Raw genomic sequence first — 17,171 nt, 5'->3', positions numbered from 1 at the left:
GGACTTGCCCCGCGTTGGGCTGCGAAGCAGCCCCAAAAGCAGGCTCCGAGCATTATCAGATACACCGCGTTTTACTTAATTGGGGGCGCTTCGCACCCCAACGCGGGGCAAGCCCGCTCGCCACATTTACGGCGTTTTGCCACCGATTGGGGTCACTCGTTTGCGGGTGAATCGTCAGCACCAGCGCCGAAAGATCAACGAGGTGTTCACCCCGCCGAAGGCAAAGTTGTTGTTCATCACGTAGTCGTGGTGCATCTCGCGAAAGCCTCCTTGCAGGTAATCCAGCTCGCCGCATTGCGGGTCGACGGTGTCCAGGTTGAAGGTGTGCACGTACTGGTCGCGGTTCATCATCTCGATGCTGAACCATGATTCCAGCGCGCCGCACGCGCCCAGGGTGTGGCCGAGGAAACTCTTCTGCGAGCTGATGGGCATGCGGCTGCCGAACAGGCTGCTGGTGGCCAGGGTTTCGGCGATGTCGCCCTGGTCGGTGGCGGTGCCGTGACCATTCACGTAGCCGATGGCGGACGGCGCGAGTGCGGCGTCTTCCAGGGCCAGTTCCATGGCGCGGCGCATGGTTTTCTGTTCCGGGCGGGTGGTGTGCTGACCGTCGGCATTGCTGCCGAAGCCGACCAGTTCGGCGTGGATATGCGCACCGCGCGCCAGGGCGTGTTCCAGCTCTTCCAGCACCAGCATGCCGCCGCCTTCGCCGATTACCAGGCCGTCACGGCCACTGTCGTAGGGGCGTGGGCTGGTCTGCGGGGCGTCATTCTTCAAGCTGGTGGCGTAGAGGGCGTCGAACACCATGGCCTCGGTGGGGCACAGCTCTTCGGCGCCGCCGGCGAGCATCAACGGCAGGCGGCCGAACTTGATCGCCTCGTAGGCATACCCGATGCCCTGGCTGCCGCTGGTGCAGGCGCTGGAGGTGGGGATCAGCCGCCCGGTGAGGCCAAAGAAGATGCTGATATTGGCCGCCGTGGTGTGCGGCATCATGCGCACGTAGGAGTTGGCGTTGAGCCCCTCGGCCACCGAGTTCAGCAGCATGTTGCCGAACGCCTTGATCTCATCGGTGCTGCCGGTGGACGAACCGCAGGCCACGCCCATGCGCCCGTCCTTGATCGACTCGTCGCCGAGCAAGCCTGCGTCCTGCAGCGCCTGCTCCGCCGCCCACACCGCCAGGCGCGACACGCGGCCCATGCTGCGCAGTTGCTTGCGGGTCCAGTGTGCGGGCACCACGAAATCGTCAATCGGCCCGGCCAGGCGCGTGTTCAGCTCTATAAAACGGTCCCACTCATCCATGCGCCGGATGCCGCTGCGGTTGGCGCGAAAGTTGGCCGCGATGGTCTCCCAGTCGCAACCCAGGGAGGTCATGCCGGCCATGCCGGTGACGACGACGCGCTTCATCAGCACAGGCCTCCGTTCACTGCCAATACCTGGCGCGTGATGTAGCCGGCTTCGGCCGACATCAGGAAGTTCACGGCGCCGGCGATTTCCTCCGGAGTGCCCATGCGCTGCGCCGGGATCATCTTCATCAGTTCTTCCACCGGCACGTTTTCATCGAGCATGGCGGTGTCGATCAAACCGGGAGCGACGCAGTTGACGGTGATCTTGCGCTTGCCCAGCTCGATGGCCAGCGCCTTGGCCGCGCCGATCAGCCCGGCCTTGGAGGCGCTGTAATTGACCTGCCCACGGTTGCCGATCAGCCCTGAAACCGAGGTGATGCACACGATGCGCCCGGGCGCGCGGCGCCGAATCATTGGCATCATCACCGGGTGCAGGACGTTGTAGAAACCGTCGAGGTTGGTGCGCAACACCACGTCCCAATCGTCTTCCGAGAGGGCCGGGAACGCGCCGTCGCGGGTCAGGCCGGCGTTGAGCACCACGCCGTAATAGGCGCCGTGTTGCTCCACATCGGCTTCGAGTATTTCGCGGCACGCGGCACGGTCGGCGACGTCGAATTGCAGCACGCGGGCATTGCGTCCCAATGCCTGGATCTCGACCTGCACCGCATCGGCTTCGGCGCGCCCGCTGCGGCAGTGCAGCACGATGTCGTGCCCGGCCTGGGCCAGGCGCAGGGCGATGGCGCGGCCGATGCCTCGGCTGGAGCCGGTGACCAGTACGGATTGAGTCATGACGTTGGGTCCTTCGATTCAGCTAAATAGTTGGCCGCCTGGGGCGGTCGAAATACGTTCAGGCGCGCGCTGGCGTGGATGCCGTCGCCGGTCAGGTGGCATTCGAACACGCCCATGCCGTTGTCGTCTTCCAGCGAGCGCAGGCCGTGGATGGTCAGTTCGGCGCCGGCCGGGAAGCCATCCACGTTGCACTCGAACTTGCGCGTGCCGAGCAGGAAGCCCAGTTCCACCGCTTCGCCGTTCTTGCGTGCGCGGCAACCGGCATAGGCGGCGACGCTCTGCGCCATCAGTTCGATGCCGACCCACGCCGGCAGGCTGCCGTCCGCGCGGTTGAACAGGCCGCCGGGCTTTACGGTGAGACAGGTATGAATCTGCTCTTCATCGAACGACAGCACCTGGTCGATCAGGATCATGTCGCCCGCGTGGGGCAGCAGTTCGGCGAGTGGCCAATCGATCATGGGGCCTCTCCGATAATCAGGCTGACATTGTTGCCGCCGAAGGCGAACGAGTTGCTCATCAGGCGGGGTTGTTGCAGGGCGTCACCGCCGCGTGCCCACTGCAACGTGGGCAGTGCCGGGTCGGCCTGGCCGTCCCACACGTGCGGCGGCACCACGCCGTGAGCCAGGCTCAGCCAGCAGAACGCCGCCTCCAGCGCACCGGCCGCACCGAGGGTGTGACCGCTCATGGGCTTGGTCGACGAACACGCCACGCCGTGCGGGAACAGTTGGGCGACGGCCAGGCTTTCCATGGCGTCGTTATGCTGGGTGGCGGTGCCGTGCAGGTTCAGGTAGCCGATCTGCTCGGGGTTCAATGCGGCACTGCTCAAGGCCTTGCGCATGGCTTGCAACGCGCCTTTGCCCGTGGGTTCCGGCGCGGAAATATGGTGCGCGTCGCTGCTCGCGCCGCTGCCGAGCAGGGCAATGGGCCCCCGCTCGCGCGTCATCAGGAACAGCACCGCCGCTTCGCCGATATTGATGCCGTTGCGGTTCACCGAAAACGGATTGCAGCGCTCGCCCGACACCGCTTCCAGCGAGGTAAAGCCATTGAGGGTCAGCTTGCACAGGCTGTCGACGCCACCGCAGATCACCGCATCGCACACGCCCAGGTCCAGCAGGCGCCGGGCGCTCATCAGCGCCCGGGCACTCGAGGTGCACGCGGTGGAAATCACATAGGCGGGGCCGCTCAGGTGCAGCCAGTCGGCGAGAAAGTTGGCCGGCGCGCTGAGTTCCTGTTGTTGATAGTCGTAATTGCCGGGGAACTGCCGGTCGCGCAGGTACTGGGCAATACCACGGCTGGCTTCGTCGATGCCCGAGGTGCTGGTGCCCAGCACGACCCCCACCCGCGAGGCGCCATAGGTCTGGATCGCCCGGCGCATCTCGCCTTCGATCTGCAGCGCGGCCTCCAGCAGCAACTGATTGTTACGGCTGCTTTGCTGGCCCAGTTGCAGCGGGATCGGCGCCAGCTCACCGTGCACAGCGCCCACCGGCAGTGCACGCGCCGGCACCCAGCCGCTCTCGGCGCGCATGCCTGCGCAGTCGCCGGCAAACAGGCTGCGGGCGACCTCGGCCTGCCCACGGCCGAGGGCACAGATCACGCCCAGGGCATTGAGATAGGCGGTCATCGCTCAACCCCAAGCGGCGTAATGCGATAGCTCAGCGGCTGGCCCGTCATGTTCACGCTGAACACCTCGGAAGACTGATAAACGATTTGCCAATGGCCCGGCAGGGTGCGCGTCAGGTCCCTGGCCTGGGCGCCCGGGTACAGGGCGCGCAGGTCGTCCGCCGAGGCCAGCGCAAACAACAGGGCGGCGAACAGCTCGCGTGCCTGCGGATTGGGTGGCAGCAGGCCGTCGGCCTGCCACGTGCCATCAATCAACTTTTGCCGCGCCAGGGGAATGCCCAGCGGGTCCATCATCGACCAGCGAATGGCGGCGCCCTCGCGCTGGATCACCAGCAGCCAGTCCTGGCGCTGGTTGCCTTCCATGCGCTGCACGTGCAATTGCAGCGGCAAATTCAGGGCCGGGATTTTTTCCGGCAACGGCGCCTGGCTGGCGCACGCGCTCAGCAGCAACAGGCAGCCGATCAGCAGCAGGCGCATCATGGTGCGCTGCTCGCCAGCGGCTTGCGCGCCACGCAGTTGACCAAAGTTTCTTCACGCTGGCCCACCGGCGGCGCCTTGCGCAGGCCCAGGCGCTCCAGCAGGCCGAAATCCGTGGCGCGGCTCCACCACAGATAGGGGTAGGAAACGTTCTGCGGGCCAAATTCAAAGCCCTGCTCGCGGATCATCGCCAGGTACGCCGCGGCGCTTTTTTGCACCTGCATGGGGTGGCGGAACAGCCAGCGAATCACCCAGGTGTCGATATAGGCTTCTGTGGACTCGGCAAACAGCAGGTAGCCGCCGGGCTTGAGCACGCGATAGAACTCTGCAAGGGCGCGATCCTGCTCCACCAAGTGGTGGAACGTCTGATGGCAGAACAGGATGTCCACACTGGCGTCCGGCACTTGCAGGGTGGCGCAGTCGCTGCCGATCAGTTCGATGGCCAGGCCCTGGCGCGCCGCTTCGGCCTGGCTCTGGTCGAGGCTGTGGGGGTCGGCATCCAGGCCGATCAGCCGTTCCGGAGCGAATACCTGCTGCAGGTACGCAAAGGATTTGCCCTGGCCGCAGCCGGCGTCCAGCAACACCGGGGCCTGCGGCACAGGCTCGGTGAACAGGCCGCGCAGGTCGTCGATGGCCACGCGCAACACATAGTGTTGCCAGGTGCGGCTGCGCAGAAACCAAAGGCCGAAGCGGGTTTCTTCGACGTAATGTTTACTCAGGTACTGGCTGCTCATACCGGATCACTCGCACAAATTTCCGACAACATCCGCAAGCGTCGCTTGGGCTCGCTGACAAACGGGTTGCGCTCGTCCCAGGCATAACCGGCGAGGATCGCGCTGATCATGCGGCGAATCTCCGGCGAACTGCCCGGGTGGAAGATGACATCCTGGAAGGTGCCGGCGTACCAGCCCTCCACGTAGCAGCGAAAGGTATCGACGCCGCGCTTGAGCGGCTCGGCGAATTCGGTTTGCCAGTCGACGGTTTCGCCCGTGAGCTGACGATGCAGCACGCCGGCGGCCATGCTTGCCGAACGCATGGCGATGGTCACGCCGGACGAAAACACCGGGTCGAGAAATTCCGCCGCATTGCCCAGCAAGGCAAAACCAGGGCCGTGCAGGGTTTTGACGTTGGCCGAGTAGCCGCCGATGCTGCGCGCCGGGGTATCCCACACGGCGTTTTGCAGCACGCCGGACAGGCTTGGGGTTTCATCGATAAAGCCGCGCAGGCACGCATCGAGGTCGCTGTCGCGGCCGTCGAAATGCGTCTGCGCCGCCACCACGCCCACCGAACAGCGGCCGTTGCTGAACGGGATGGTCCAGAACCAGATATCGCGCTTCACCGGGTGGGTGGTAATGAGGATTTTGCTACGGTCGAAGCCTGGGTGTTTGATGCGGTCTTCAACATGGGTGAACACCGCCCGGCGCAGTGGGAAATTCGACGGTGCCTCCAGGTCGAGCAGGCGCGACAGCACGCGGCCGTAACCGCTGGCGTCGAGCACGAATCTGGCCTTGAGGTGATACTCGCTGCCGTTTTGCCGACGCACGTGCAGGTAACGGCATTCGCCGTTGAAATCCGCGCCGACGATGGTTTGGCCATAGCGAATGTCCACGCCCTGCAGCGCCGCCTGGTCGGCCAGCAGCTTGTCGAACTCGCCGCGCTGCACCTGATAGGTGGTTGGCTTGCCGTTGCTGAACGTGTCGCCAAAATCGAACGCGCTGTAGCGCTCGCCCCAGGCGAACGCAGCGCCTGTTTTGACCTGGAACCCGGCCGCTTGCACCGCCTCGAGCATGCCCGCCTCTTCGATAAAGTCGATGCAGTGCGACAGCAGGCTTTCGCCAATCGAGAAGCGCGGGAAATGCTCGCGCTCGATGATCACGACGTCATGGCCTTTGCGCTTGAGCAATGCGGCGGCGATGGCACCGGACGGGCCGGCACCGATCACCACTACCTGGCGACGTTCCATTTCAACTGTGGGCACGGAGGCTCCTTGCCGCATGGGCGATAATCACATTCATAAGGCGGGTTTGCGCGGCGCGGCCCAGGGCGCCAGCATAAAGCTGAATGCCAGGCCGAGGCTGACCGACAGGCCGAAATTGCTCACCGCCGGCGTACTCGATACCGCCAGCAGGCCGAACGACAACCAGGTCGTCAGCGCCGCCAGCAACGTGCCCAGCAGGCTGACCGCCGGGCCGCCGATCTGCTCGCGCATCAGGATCGCATAATCGACGCTGATGGCCGTGACCAGCAACAGGCCGAACAGGCTGAACAGGGTCAGCGGCTGGCCCAGCCAGCCCAGGCTGGCCAGGCTGCACAGCGCGGCCAGCAACGGCAGGGCAACGATGCGCAAGGCGCCGCCGAAGCCGAACGGTACCATCAGCAGCACCACGATCAGCACACACGACAGTAACTTGAGTTCGGCGGCGCTGATCTGCGTGGCGGCGAACACACGGTTCAGGTCGCCCAGGCGATCCACCAACTGCACACCGGGCAAGTCCACGGCCTGCACTCGCAGCAGCGCCGGATTGTTCAGGCCCTGCAGACTGACCATTGCCGCCACGCCGCCGTTGACCGGGCCCAGCCACAGCGTGCGCCAGGGTTCGGCCAGCGGACCTTTGAGGGCGGCGTCGATGTCTTCGGTGGGCAGCGCCTGCAACTGCGCCACTTCGGCTTGCAGGGCGCTGGCCGGCACACCGAGGTCCACCAGCGGCTGCCAGTGGTGCGCCAGGTTGCCCAGCGCATCGCGCAGTTGCTGTTGCTCGGCCGGCAAGCTGACCAGTTGGTTGAGCGCCAGATAACCCTGCAGCTTGTCCATATTCACCAGTTGCTCCAGGCGCTGGCCCAGCGCGGCCTGACGCTCCAGCAACTGTTGCTGGTTGTCTGCGCGCACCAGGAAGAACTGGCTGGTGGGCTGAAAGCCGGTAATCCGTGCCACGGCCTGGGCTTCCTGCAGCAAGTGGGGCGGTGCGCCGATCCACTGGCGAATGTCGTTTTTGCTGTTCAGGTGCCATACACCGCCGGCGCAGAACAACAGCACCAGCGCCAGCAACAGCGGGCTCGGCACGCGCTGCAGCAATGACTCGCGCAGCCGCCACAGGCCCTCGGCAAATCGCAGCGGCCACTGCGCCGGGCGCAATTCAATGCCCTTGAGCAGCGCCGGCAGCAGGCACACGGCGCAGAGGTAGGCGCCCACCAGCCCTGCGGCGGAAAACACCGCAATCTGCGTCAGCGCCGGAAACGGTGTCCAGGCCAGCGCCAGATAACCGATGCAACTGGTCGCCAGGCTCAGGCTCAGCCCCGGCAAAGTCAGGCGCAACGCCGGCCAGCTTTGCCACGGCTTCAGGCTCCAGCTTTTGGACAGGTAATGCAGCGGGTAATCCACCGCCACGCCGATCAGGCTGGAGCCCAGCACCAGCGTCATCACATGCACATGGCCGAACAGCGCCACACAGGCCACCGCACCAAACAGCATGCCTGTGACCACCGGCACGAAGGCGAGCAATACGCGCCAGCGGCGGAAGGCCAGAAGCAGCAACAGCAGAATGCCGACCGTCGCGCCGCCGCCGACCCAGGTGATTTCCCGCGTGGCTTGCTGCTGCCCATTGGCCGCATACAGCAGGCCGCTGGCCGCGAGCAGTTGCGCGCCGTGTTCGGCGGCCTCGGCGCGGCTGGCCTGGAGCAGGTCCGCCACTTGCAGCGGCAGGTGCATGTCGAAGGCATTGCCGGTGGTGCGCGCGCGCAGCAGCACCCAGCTTTTGCCGTCGGCATCGGCAATCAGCGCACCGCTGCCGATATCCAGTTGCACCGAGCCATGCTGCGGCTGGCTGTTCTGGATACGCCCGGTGAGGCCCAGCCAGTCGTCCTGGCTCGGCACCAGGCTGAAGCCGGTGAAGGGGTCGAACAGCGATTGCACGCGCTGCTGGATAAACGCCTCGGGATGTTCGATGAGTTGCTCGCGGTCCTTGGCCGCGAGCATCGCCAGTCGTCCGCGCAGCAATTGCTCGCGCAGTGCCGGCAGGTCGGCCTGCAGGTTCCACTGCACCTTTTCAAACAGCCCGCTGGCCTGCCAGCGCTCGCCCAACTGTTGCGCCACGGTCACCGCCTGCTGGCGGTCGGCATGCCCCACCAGCACCAGCATCTCGCGGTTGAGCGGCTCCTGCATGCGGTGTTCGGCTTGCTGCTCCAGGGCGTCCGGCGCACTGCCCGGCACCAGTTCCATCAGGTTGGCCGACAGCGGCGCGCCGTGGCGCCACTGCCAGCCGGCCAGCGCCAGCACGGCCACCAGCAGGATCAGGAACAGGCGCGGCAGCAGGCGCTCACTGGGCAAAGTCATGTTGCTCCGCGTCGGTCAGGGGCAGGCTCGCGGTGCTGTCCTGCATGCGCAGCACGGTGCTGTCGCCCTGGGTCTCCTGCAGCTCGATGGTGTGCACCAGCGCGCCGCCGTCGATGTTGATTTGATTGAACACCTGCTTGAGCAGCAGCGAGCGCGGAATCAGGGTCAGCTTCCACTGCGTGGACTCACCTTGCAGGTGCAGCTCGAAATCACGCTGCAAGCCGCTGCTGTCGCCCTGCAGCACGGCGAGAAACAGACGGTTCTGCTCAGCCCCGGCACTCTTGTTCGGCAGCAATTGCCAGCCGTTGCCTTCACGCCGGGCGATGCCCTGGGCGCTGATGCGGTAGTCCTGTTGCAGCGGGGTTTTCAGCAGCCAGAGCAGGCCGTGGTCCTTGGCGAGCACGAAGGTGCCCTTGCTGACCAGGGGCTGGGGCAGGGCGCGCAGGTGTTTTTCCTGGGTGAAGCTGCCGTGGATCACGGAGGGTTTGGCCAGTTGATCGCTGAGCTGTTGCAGGTCGAAAGCGTGGGCGCTGAAACTCAGCAACAGCCCGATCAATGTGGCAGCGGGCTTGCCCACGAAAAACCTGAGGACGCTGCGCAGTGCATGGCGGATCGCATTATCGTTGACGATTTTCGCGGGCAGGCCCGCTCCCACAGGAGATCTCATTTCAAGGCCCTCTCGACGGCGTCGGTGAAGAGTGTGGGGGAGACCAGTTGCATCTCGCGGCTGGTGATTTCCACCGCCACTTGCACGGTGCTGGCGCGGGTCAGGCGCTCGCCGCTGGCGAGGTCGGTGATCAGGTAGTTGATCTTCAAGCGGTTCTCCCACTCCACCAGGCTGGCGCGCACGTTGATCGTCTGGCCGAACACCGCGCCGCGCACGTAGCGCAATTGCATGTCGATCACCGGCCAGGCGTAGCCCGCCTCGCGCATGGCGCTGTAGTTGTGGCCGATCCTGTCGAGCAAGGCGCAGCGTGCGACTTCCAGGTATTTGACGTAATGGCCGTGCCACACCACATGCAGGGTGTCGACGTCGAAAAACGGCACGAGGATCTCAGTGTCGCAGTGCAACACGCCGGGGCTACGCATGCAGCCTCCAGTGTTGCGCGGCGATGCGTTGCAGGCACAGGCGCAATTCGCCTTCCAGGGCACGGTCTTCGATCACGGGCGGAAAGTCTTTGCCCAGCTCGACGTGCATGGCGGCCAGGGCCGGTGGCAGCGGGCGCGCATCCTCGGCCCGGGCGCGCAGCCACACCCCTTGATTGGCGGCCAGCAGGGCGGCGGCGGCCACTTGTTCGGTCAGCTCCAGCACGCGGATCGCATCGCGGGCGGCGATGGTGCCCATGCTCACCTTGTCCTGGTTATGGCACTCGGTGGAACGCGAGAACACGCTGGCCGGCATGGTGTTTTTCAGTGCTTCGGCGGTCCAGGCACTGGTGCCGATCTGCACGGCCTTGAAACCGTGGTTGATCATCGCGCGGTCGGCCGGTGCGCCGGACAGGTTGCTCGGCAGGCCGTGGTTGTAGCGCACGTCCACCAACAACGCGAGCTGCCGGTCGAGCAGGTCGGCGACGTTGGCCACCAGGGTCTTGAGGCTGTCCATGGCGAAGGCGATGTGCCCGCCGTAGAAGTGCCCGCCGTGCAGCACGCGTTCCTGCTCGGCGTCGATGATCGGGTTGTCATTGGCGCTGTTCAGCTCGATCTCGATGAATGAGCGCAGCCAGTTCAGGCTGTCGGCCAATACGCCGAGCACGTGGGGCGCGCAGCGCAGCGAGTAGCGGTCCTGCAGGCGGTGCAGCGGCGCGGTCGGCGCGTCAATCGCCAGATCCTTGCGCAACCATGCGGCGACCTGCATCTGTCCCGGGTGCGGTTTGGCGGCGAACAGGCGTTCGTCGAAGTGTTCCGGGTTGCCTTGCAGGGCCACCACATTGAGTGCGGTGATGCGCGTGGCCAGTTGCAGCAGGTAATCGGCGCGGGCGAAGGCCAGGCAGGCGAGGCCGGTCATCACCGCAGTGCCGTTCATCAAGGCCAGGGCTTCCTTGGGACGCAACACCAGTGGCGCCCAACCCAGCTCGCGGTGCACGTCGGCGGCCGGGCGCCGTTCGCCGTGGAACAACACCTCGCGCTCACCGGACAAGGTGGCCGCCACATAGGACAGCGGCGTCAGGTCACCGCTGGCGCCCACCGAGCCTTCCTCGGGGATCAGCGGCAGCACATCGTGTTCGAGGAAGGCATGCAGGCGTTCGAGCAGCTCCACGCGTACCCCGGACACGCCGTGACACAACGATTGCAACCTGGCCGCCAGCACCGCGCGGGTGGCCTGGGCGTCGAGCAGCTTGCCCAGGCCGCAACCGTGGAAGGTGTACAGGTGACGCGGCAGCGCTTCGACGTGCTGCAAGGGCACCGCCACCACGCAGGAGTCGCCGTAGCCGGTGGTCACGCCGTAGATCACGCCTTCCTTGTCCAGCAGCGAGTCGAGGAACTGCGCGCCCTTGGCAATGCGCTGGCGATAGGCTGCATCGTCCTGCAACCGCGTGGGCGCCTGACGGTTGGCCAGGGCCAGCACGTCTTCGATGCGCAGGGGGCGTTCGCCAAAGGTGACCGGCTCAGGGTGCGGGATCATGGGTCTTCCAGAAGGGGTAAAAGTTGAACCATTGTTGGGGCGCCTGCAGGCAGAACTCGCCCAGGCGTGCGGCGTAACGCGCGGTCCACAGGGCGATCACCTGTTCGCGGGTGCTGCGCTTCCATTCGATCCGTTGCGCGAAGGGCTCGATGGTCAGGCGGTAGCGGCCCTGGTGCTTGAGGCACATCAGCAGGTTGACCCGGCATTGGAGCAGGCCGGCCAGCAGCCACGGGCCTTGAGGGAACGCGGCGGCATGCCCGAGAAAGTCCACGCGCACCGTGCGCCCGCCATGCAGCGGCACGCGATCGCCGGCAATCGCCAGCCATTCGCCGTCGTCCAGGCGCTGGCTGAGCAGCAGCATGGTGGCCGGGTCCAGCTCGCTGACCTGAATCAGCCGCAAGTGGGTGGCGCCGGCCTCGCCCAGCAGGCGGTTGAAGCGTTCGGCGTGCTTGGTGTGCACCAGCACGTTCATGGTCACCTGTTCGCCGATCTCCGCCAGCGCGCGGCACACCTCAAGGTTGCCCAGGTGCGCGCCCACCAGCATCTGCCCGCGCTCGCCGCGCAATTGCCCGCGCAGTTGCGCCGGGTCGTTGATTTCGATCTGTTCCAGACGCAGTTTGCCGTTCCACACGTCGAGCTTGTCGAGCAGGGAGTCGGCGAAGGCCATGAACTGGCCGAATACCTTGCGCCGTGTGGGGCGCAGCTCATCGCGCCCGCTCCACTGCGCCAGGCGCTGCTGGTATTGCCAGGCGCTCTGGCGCGCGGTGCGGCCGAACAGGAAAAAGTACAACACGATGCTGTACAGCAACGGACTCAGCAGGCGCCGGCCGAGCACCCGGGCGGCGACGGCGGTGAATTTCATCAGCCAGAAGCTGCCACGTTCTTCGCGGTCGGCCCAGTGTTTGGTGTTGTCGGTCATGCCTGCCACCGTCGCCACAGGATCATCGGCGCGCGCACCAGCATGCCGAAGAACAGCCGGGTGTGCATGGCGCTGATGCGCAGGTTGTCGTGGAACAGGCGAAAGTGCGACAGGCCGTCGGCGGGATAATGCACTTGGGTCGGCAGCCAGCGCATCGGCTGGTTGCGCCAGGCCAGGCGTACGAGGATGTCCGAATCGAAATCCATGCGCGTGCCGATGTAGGCCGTGTCCATCAGCGCCAGCACCGGTGCCAGCGGGTACACGCGAAAACCGCACATCGAATCGCGGATCTGCAGCGAGAGGGTGTTGATCCACACCCATACGTGGGTGAGGTAGCGCGCGTAGAGGCGGCCCTTGGGCACGCTGTCGTCGTATTCGGGGTAGCCGCAGATGATTGCGTCGGGGTGCCGGCGCGAGGTGTCGATAAAGGTTTCGACCTCACGCAGATCATGCTGGCCGTCGGCGTCGACTTGCAGCGCATGGCTGTAGCCCAGGCGTGCGGCCTCGCGGAAACCGGCCATGACGGCGCCGCCCTTGCCGAGGTTGTGGGGCAGGGTGATCAGGGTGACGTGTTCCAGGGTCGCCAACTGCACCAGCACTGCCGCGCAGGCCGGGCTGCTGCCGTCGTCCACCAGCAGGCAGGGCAGGCCGCTGGCGAGCAGGCTGCGGACCACGGCGGGCACGGCGGCTTCGTGGTTGTAGACGGGGATCAGGGCGCAGGGGTTATGCATGGGGCACCCACCGTGCGGGCAAGCCCGCTCGCCACAACAAGCCCATTAGCCACAACACGCCCACTGGCCATAACAGCTGCGACAGGTTAATCATTCGCCCTCTCCAGCTGAATCCTGCCGCTGGAGCAGGCGGTGTCGGCATTGCGATAGGCGAAATACAGCTTGCTGCGCTGGGCGTCAAAGCGCAGGTGCAGTTCGAGGGTATCGCCAGGGCGCAGCAGTTGCTGGAACTTGAGCACTTCCATGCCGGCAAACCGGGTCGGCACGTCCATCAGTTGTTGGCTCAGGTTGAATGCCCATTCCACCTGCACCACGCCTGGCAATACCGGTGTGACCGGGAAGTGACCGCTGAAATACGCGAGGTCCGGCGGGATGCTCAGTTGCAGGGTCCATTCGCCGTTGGCTTCGACCTGCTCCAGTACGTCGGGCGTTTTGGGCCGGGGCGCCAGTAACAGCGCGTTTACCTCGGCCTGGGGCAGCTTGCCCTGGCTGTTGAGCGGCAGCTGACGCAGCAGGCGCCAACGCCGTGGCAAGGCGAGAGCTTCGCAATGCCGGCTTAAATGCTGGCGCAGGGTTTGGGTCACCGTGCGTCGGCCCTGATTGCGCAGGGCATGCAGGCCTTCGACGCTCAGGACCACCAGGGCGCCCAATGACGCGCGGTTTTCCTGGACCACGCCCAGGCGGGTTTCGGTGACCCAGGGGTGAGCCATCAGGGCCTGTTCGAGCATGGGCAGGGAGATGCGTTTTTCTTCCAGCTTGACGATGCGGTCCAGGCGCCCCAGCAGTTCGAAACGGCCATCGGCATGGATGCGTGCGGCGTCGGCGGTGTGTTCGATATGCCCGGCAGGCAAATAAGGCGAGGCGATACGCAGCGCGCCGTCGGCATCCTGGCTCAGCTCAACGCCTGCAAAGGGCTGCCAGGGTTGCGCGCCCTGGCGCCAGGCGATGCCGCCGGTTTCCGAGCTGCCGAGGATTTCCGTCGGCCATTGCCCCAGGCGATCGTACAGGCTGCCGGCGGCCTCGACGGGCAACGCGCCGCCGGAGGAAAACACCCGCGACACCTGGCTCAACGCCGGCCAGTCGAGGTTGTCGCCCATGCGCTTGAGCAGCGCGGGGCTGGCGACCCAGGCGAACCGGGGATGTTCGCGGCTGGCGCGCTGCAGGTCTTCGGAAAACGCCAGTTGGGTGCGACCAAAGCTGCGCCCGGCGCACAACGGCCACAGCACGCGGAACAGCAAGCCGTAAATATGCTGAGTGGCAACGCTGCCGATGATGCACGCGTCCTTGAGGTCGGCGCCCCACAGGGCTTCCAGCGCGTCGACTTCGTTGGCCAATTGGCGCAGGGTCTTGTCGATGCGCTTGGGTTCACCGCTGGAACCGGAGGTGCACAGGCTCAGTTGGCAGGCATTCAGGTCGAGGGCGGCGCCGGGCAGGGGCGCCTGGTACAGCGCGTCGAGGTCCGACGCCTGGGTCAGCCAGGCATCAACGGATGCGTCCCAGCGTTGGCGCGTGTGCGGTTGCAGGTCGGCGGGCAGCAGCACGCTCACGCCGGCGCGCCAGGCGCCCAGCAGGGCAATCGCCAGTACGCCGGCGTCTTCCAGGTGCACCGCCAGGCGGCGGATACCGCGCGCCTGCAGGCCCGCCGCCAGGCTCAGGGCGTGCGTCCACAGTTGGGCATGGTGCATCGCAGGCTCGGTGGTGACCAGGCGCTGCTCCAGTGGCTCAAGCAGCAGGTGCTCAAGTTTCAAACCTTTCATACGCGGCCTCGAACCCTTTGTCGTATCAGCCATTCCACGGCAAACAACAGTCCCATCAGCCCGTAGGCGATGAAGCCGTTGTACAACGTCCACCAGCTCAGCGGCGCCCACAGGGTAAGGGCGGCGGCGAGCAGGCCGTTACACAGAAAAAACACGCTCCACACCACGGTGACCTGGCGGGTGTACGCAACCACTTTGGGCGCCAGCACCGGCTCGGTGATGCGCGCTATGCGCTCGACCATTGGCGGACCGTACAGGAGACTCAGGCCGAACAGGGCCAGCATGAACGCGCTGACCAGGCTTGGGTACCAGCGCAGCAGGTAGGGATTGTCGAACCACGCCAGCAACAGACAGAACAGGATCACCGCCACCGCCATCCAGCGGCTGCCGGGGCGTCGCGCACCGGTAAAGGCGCGCAACAGCCACAGGCTGCCCAACAGCAGGCCGAACTGCCACGGGGCGAAGTGCTCGGTGCCGTAGTACACCGCAAACGGGTACAGCAGCCCCGCCAGCAACAGGCCAAGGCTGATCAACCGGCTCATGCGGCGGGCTGGACCAGGCGGTACACCGCCTCAACCACGTCGTTGACGGTGCGCACCGCCTTGAATTCCTCGGCGGCGATCTTCTTGCCGGTCTGGCGCTTGATATGGTCGATCAGGTCCACGGCATCAATGCTGTCGATTTCCAGGTCCTGATACAGGTTGGCGTCAAGGGTGACGCGCTCCGGCGGCAGTTCAAACAGTTCCACCAGGGCCGCGCGCAGGGTGTTGAAAATATCGTCACGAGTTTGCATGGTCCGGTCTCAAGCTGCCTGTCTGGCTGTGACGAACGCCGCAAGGCAGGCCACGTTGGTGAAGTGGTTACGGGTGTCCTTGGCGTCGGCATCAATCTTGATGCCGTACTTCTTCTGGATCGCCAGGCCCAGTTCCAGGGCGTCGACCGAATCCAGGCCCAGGCCTTCGCCGAACAGGGTCTGTTCGCTGCCAATGTCGTCGACGCTGATGTCTTCCAGGCCCAGGGCCTCGATGATCAGCATCTTTATGTCGCGCTCAAGGCGTTGTTGGTCGCTCATCTTCGGCGAGCTCCTTAATGAAATAGTGGTGCAGGTAATCGTTGAGCTTGCGCGAGGCCTGAGGCGCAGGCCCCAGTGAGGCGAACGCCTGTGGTTCTATATCGGCACCCACGCGCAAACTGAAGTGAAATCGACGTTTGGGAATGCGATACCAGGGTTCGGCCTTGGTCAGGGTGGTGGGGCTGACCTTGATCACCACGGGCGTGATGACCGATGCGCCCCGCAGCGCGATGGCGGCGGCGCCGCGATGAAAGGCCGGCGGCGCGCCCGGCGTGGTGCGGGTGCCTTCGGGAAAGATGATCAGGGTTTGGCCGGCGCGCAGGGCGTCGGCGGCGGCATCGAGCATGTCGGCGCTGCCGTCGTTGCTGAGGTAGCCGGCATCGCGCACCGGGCCGCGGGTGAACGGGTTTTGAAACAGGCTGCGTTTGATCACGCAGTTGGTCTGGCGCATCAGGCCGATCAGGAACACTACGTCGATCAGCGACGGGTGGTTGGCGACGATCATCTGGCCGGGGCGCCCGAGTTTTTCCGCGCCTTCGACGCTGTAGGTCAGCACCCCCACGCGCTGCATCAGGCGAATGAAAAACCAGAATAGTCGGCTGATGGTGTGCCTGGCGCGGCGCTGATGTTTCGCCGCGCCGCCGGGCAGGCAACTGAGCAGCGGAAACACCAGCAGGCGCAGGCACAGGCCGCCCAGGCCGAACAGGAAAAAACTCGCGGCGGTGGCGAACAGGCGCCAGTAATAGGCGTCCCGGGGTTTCTCGTTCACAGCTTGCGTTGCCAATTCCATACTCGGTTCTTCCAGGCATGTTGGCAGGCTCCCTGTTCAGTGAGCAGGGTGCGCAGCAGGTTCAGCGCGTGGGGCCACTGGGCGACAGTCGAGGGTTGGACAGTGCTGCCGGTGAGTTCCAGCTGCCACTCGTCGCCGGGCGTAAGCAGCAGGCCGAGGGCATAGGGGAACGGTACGTCGTGAATCCAGCCGGCATAGGCAGCGGGCGGCTGTTCTTCGGTGATCACCAGCAACACCGCCGGCGCGCCTTCGTTGAGCAGCGCGGCGGCTTCGAGCACACCGTGTTCGAGGCCGTCGCCGGCGGCGGCCAGGGCGGTCATTTCGCTGGTCTCATTGCGCAGAATCGACCACAGCCCCACCACCGCGTTGTGCACCGACAGGCTGAACTGGGTGGGCGACAGGGGTTCGTCATTGGCGAGGTCGCTGAGGATGTCGAGGGTGCGCGGAGTTTCGCCATGCCGGGAAATAAATACCAGCGGCAGGTCCGGCAGGCCCTCGGCCAGCGGCCAACCCACGCTGAACGCCATGCGCGCCAGGCGGCTGAGGCGCCGACGCTGCATGGCCGGCAAAAATGACACGTCAGGGGAGGCTTCGCTGGCGGGCAGCAACACCGGGGCCCGGCACCAGGCGTGCCAGTCGTCCGCGCTGTCGAGGCCAGGAGCCCAGGCGCGCCATTGGGCGATGCTGAAGTTGATCACTGAGAAGTTATCCCGCCCCTGCGGG

Annotated in this window: 19 protein-coding genes; all 19 read right to left on the bottom strand. The window is 65.6% G+C overall.

Annotated elements, in window-relative coordinates:
- Positions 1-174: 174 nt before the first annotated feature.
- The 19 genes from TU79_RS13785 to TU79_RS13695 all read right to left on the bottom strand — a co-directional run bounded on the left by TU79_RS13785 (position 175) and on the right by TU79_RS13695 (position 17,146).
- The gene (locus TU79_RS13785; protein ID WP_057008496.1) at positions 175-1,401 is read right to left on the bottom strand and encodes a beta-ketoacyl-ACP synthase; all 1,227 of its coding nucleotides are present in this window, start codon (positions 1,399-1,401) and stop codon (positions 175-177) included.
- Positions 1,401-2,129, bottom strand: a complete 729-nt coding sequence (locus tag TU79_RS13780; protein ID WP_057008495.1) for a 3-ketoacyl-ACP reductase FabG2 — start codon at positions 2,127-2,129, stop codon at positions 1,401-1,403. The genes TU79_RS13785 and TU79_RS13780 overlap by 1 nt, the downstream gene beginning before the upstream one ends.
- Positions 2,126-2,587, bottom strand: a complete 462-nt coding sequence (locus TU79_RS13775; protein ID WP_057008494.1) for a hotdog family protein — start codon at positions 2,585-2,587, stop codon at positions 2,126-2,128. The genes TU79_RS13780 and TU79_RS13775 overlap by 4 nt, the downstream gene beginning before the upstream one ends.
- Entirely contained in the window at positions 2,584-3,750 is a 1,167-nt protein-coding gene (locus TU79_RS13770) for a beta-ketoacyl-[acyl-carrier-protein] synthase family protein (protein WP_057008493.1), read from the bottom strand. Before TU79_RS13770 ends, TU79_RS13775 begins: the two co-directional genes overlap by 4 nt.
- On the bottom strand, positions 3,747-4,229 hold the full coding sequence (locus tag TU79_RS13765) for a DUF3261 domain-containing protein (RefSeq protein ID WP_057008492.1): 483 nt from the start codon (positions 4,227-4,229) through the stop codon (positions 3,747-3,749). Before TU79_RS13765 ends, TU79_RS13770 begins: the two co-directional genes overlap by 4 nt.
- Positions 4,226-4,960, bottom strand: a complete 735-nt coding sequence (locus TU79_RS13760; RefSeq protein WP_057008491.1) for a class I SAM-dependent methyltransferase — start codon at positions 4,958-4,960, stop codon at positions 4,226-4,228. Before TU79_RS13760 ends, TU79_RS13765 begins: the two co-directional genes overlap by 4 nt.
- The gene (locus tag TU79_RS13755; protein ID WP_082638496.1) at positions 4,957-6,204 is read right to left on the bottom strand and encodes an NAD(P)/FAD-dependent oxidoreductase; all 1,248 of its coding nucleotides are present in this window, start codon (positions 6,202-6,204) and stop codon (positions 4,957-4,959) included. The genes TU79_RS13760 and TU79_RS13755 overlap by 4 nt, the downstream gene beginning before the upstream one ends.
- Positions 6,205-6,237: 33 nt before the next feature.
- Complete coding sequence (locus tag TU79_RS13750) at positions 6,238-8,556, bottom strand: MMPL family transporter (RefSeq protein ID WP_057008489.1); 2,319 nt, start codon at positions 8,554-8,556, stop codon at positions 6,238-6,240.
- Positions 8,540-9,223: an outer membrane lipoprotein carrier protein LolA gene (locus TU79_RS13745; protein ID WP_057008488.1), complete on the bottom strand. Its 684-nt coding sequence runs from the start codon at positions 9,221-9,223 to the stop codon at positions 8,540-8,542. Before TU79_RS13745 ends, TU79_RS13750 begins: the two co-directional genes overlap by 17 nt.
- Positions 9,220-9,645: an acyl-CoA thioesterase gene (locus TU79_RS13740; protein WP_057008487.1), complete on the bottom strand. Its 426-nt coding sequence runs from the start codon at positions 9,643-9,645 to the stop codon at positions 9,220-9,222. The genes TU79_RS13745 and TU79_RS13740 overlap by 4 nt, the downstream gene beginning before the upstream one ends.
- The gene (locus TU79_RS13735; RefSeq protein ID WP_057008486.1) at positions 9,638-11,179 is read right to left on the bottom strand and encodes an HAL/PAL/TAL family ammonia-lyase; all 1,542 of its coding nucleotides are present in this window, start codon (positions 11,177-11,179) and stop codon (positions 9,638-9,640) included. The genes TU79_RS13740 and TU79_RS13735 overlap by 8 nt, the downstream gene beginning before the upstream one ends.
- Positions 11,163-12,098, bottom strand: a complete 936-nt coding sequence (locus TU79_RS13730; protein WP_057008485.1) for a lysophospholipid acyltransferase family protein — start codon at positions 12,096-12,098, stop codon at positions 11,163-11,165. The genes TU79_RS13735 and TU79_RS13730 overlap by 17 nt, the downstream gene beginning before the upstream one ends.
- A complete protein-coding gene (locus tag TU79_RS13725) occupies positions 12,095-12,829 on the bottom strand; it encodes a glycosyltransferase family 2 protein (RefSeq protein WP_057008484.1) in 735 nt (244 codons plus the stop codon). Before TU79_RS13725 ends, TU79_RS13730 begins: the two co-directional genes overlap by 4 nt.
- 86 nt (positions 12,830-12,915) lie before the next feature.
- Positions 12,916-14,586, bottom strand: coding sequence for an acyl-CoA synthetase family protein (locus TU79_RS13720; RefSeq protein WP_057008483.1), 1,671 nt, complete (start codon positions 14,584-14,586; stop codon positions 12,916-12,918).
- A complete protein-coding gene (locus tag TU79_RS13715; protein WP_057008482.1) occupies positions 14,583-15,128 on the bottom strand; it encodes a COG4648 family protein in 546 nt (181 codons plus the stop codon). The genes TU79_RS13720 and TU79_RS13715 overlap by 4 nt, the downstream gene beginning before the upstream one ends.
- Complete coding sequence (locus TU79_RS13710) at positions 15,125-15,379, bottom strand: acyl carrier protein (RefSeq protein WP_057008481.1); 255 nt, start codon at positions 15,377-15,379, stop codon at positions 15,125-15,127. Before TU79_RS13710 ends, TU79_RS13715 begins: the two co-directional genes overlap by 4 nt.
- 9 nt (positions 15,380-15,388) lie before the next feature.
- Positions 15,389-15,658 (bottom strand): phosphopantetheine-binding protein, encoded by a 270-nt coding sequence (locus TU79_RS13705; protein WP_057008480.1) that lies wholly within the window; start codon positions 15,656-15,658, stop codon positions 15,389-15,391.
- Positions 15,636-16,448 (bottom strand): lysophospholipid acyltransferase family protein, encoded by an 813-nt coding sequence (locus TU79_RS13700; protein ID WP_057008479.1) that lies wholly within the window; start codon positions 16,446-16,448, stop codon positions 15,636-15,638. The genes TU79_RS13705 and TU79_RS13700 overlap by 23 nt, the downstream gene beginning before the upstream one ends.
- A complete protein-coding gene (locus TU79_RS13695) occupies positions 16,424-17,146 on the bottom strand; it encodes a beta-ketoacyl synthase chain length factor (RefSeq protein ID WP_057008478.1) in 723 nt (240 codons plus the stop codon). Before TU79_RS13695 ends, TU79_RS13700 begins: the two co-directional genes overlap by 25 nt.
- Positions 17,147-17,171: the final 25 nt, after the last annotated feature.

The organism is Pseudomonas trivialis, from assembly GCF_001439805.1.
Lineage (GTDB): Bacteria > Pseudomonadota > Gammaproteobacteria > Pseudomonadales > Pseudomonadaceae > Aquipseudomonas > Aquipseudomonas trivialis.
The sequence above is the reverse complement of the archived record's forward strand: the minus strand, read 5'-3'. Positions and strand labels throughout refer to the sequence as shown.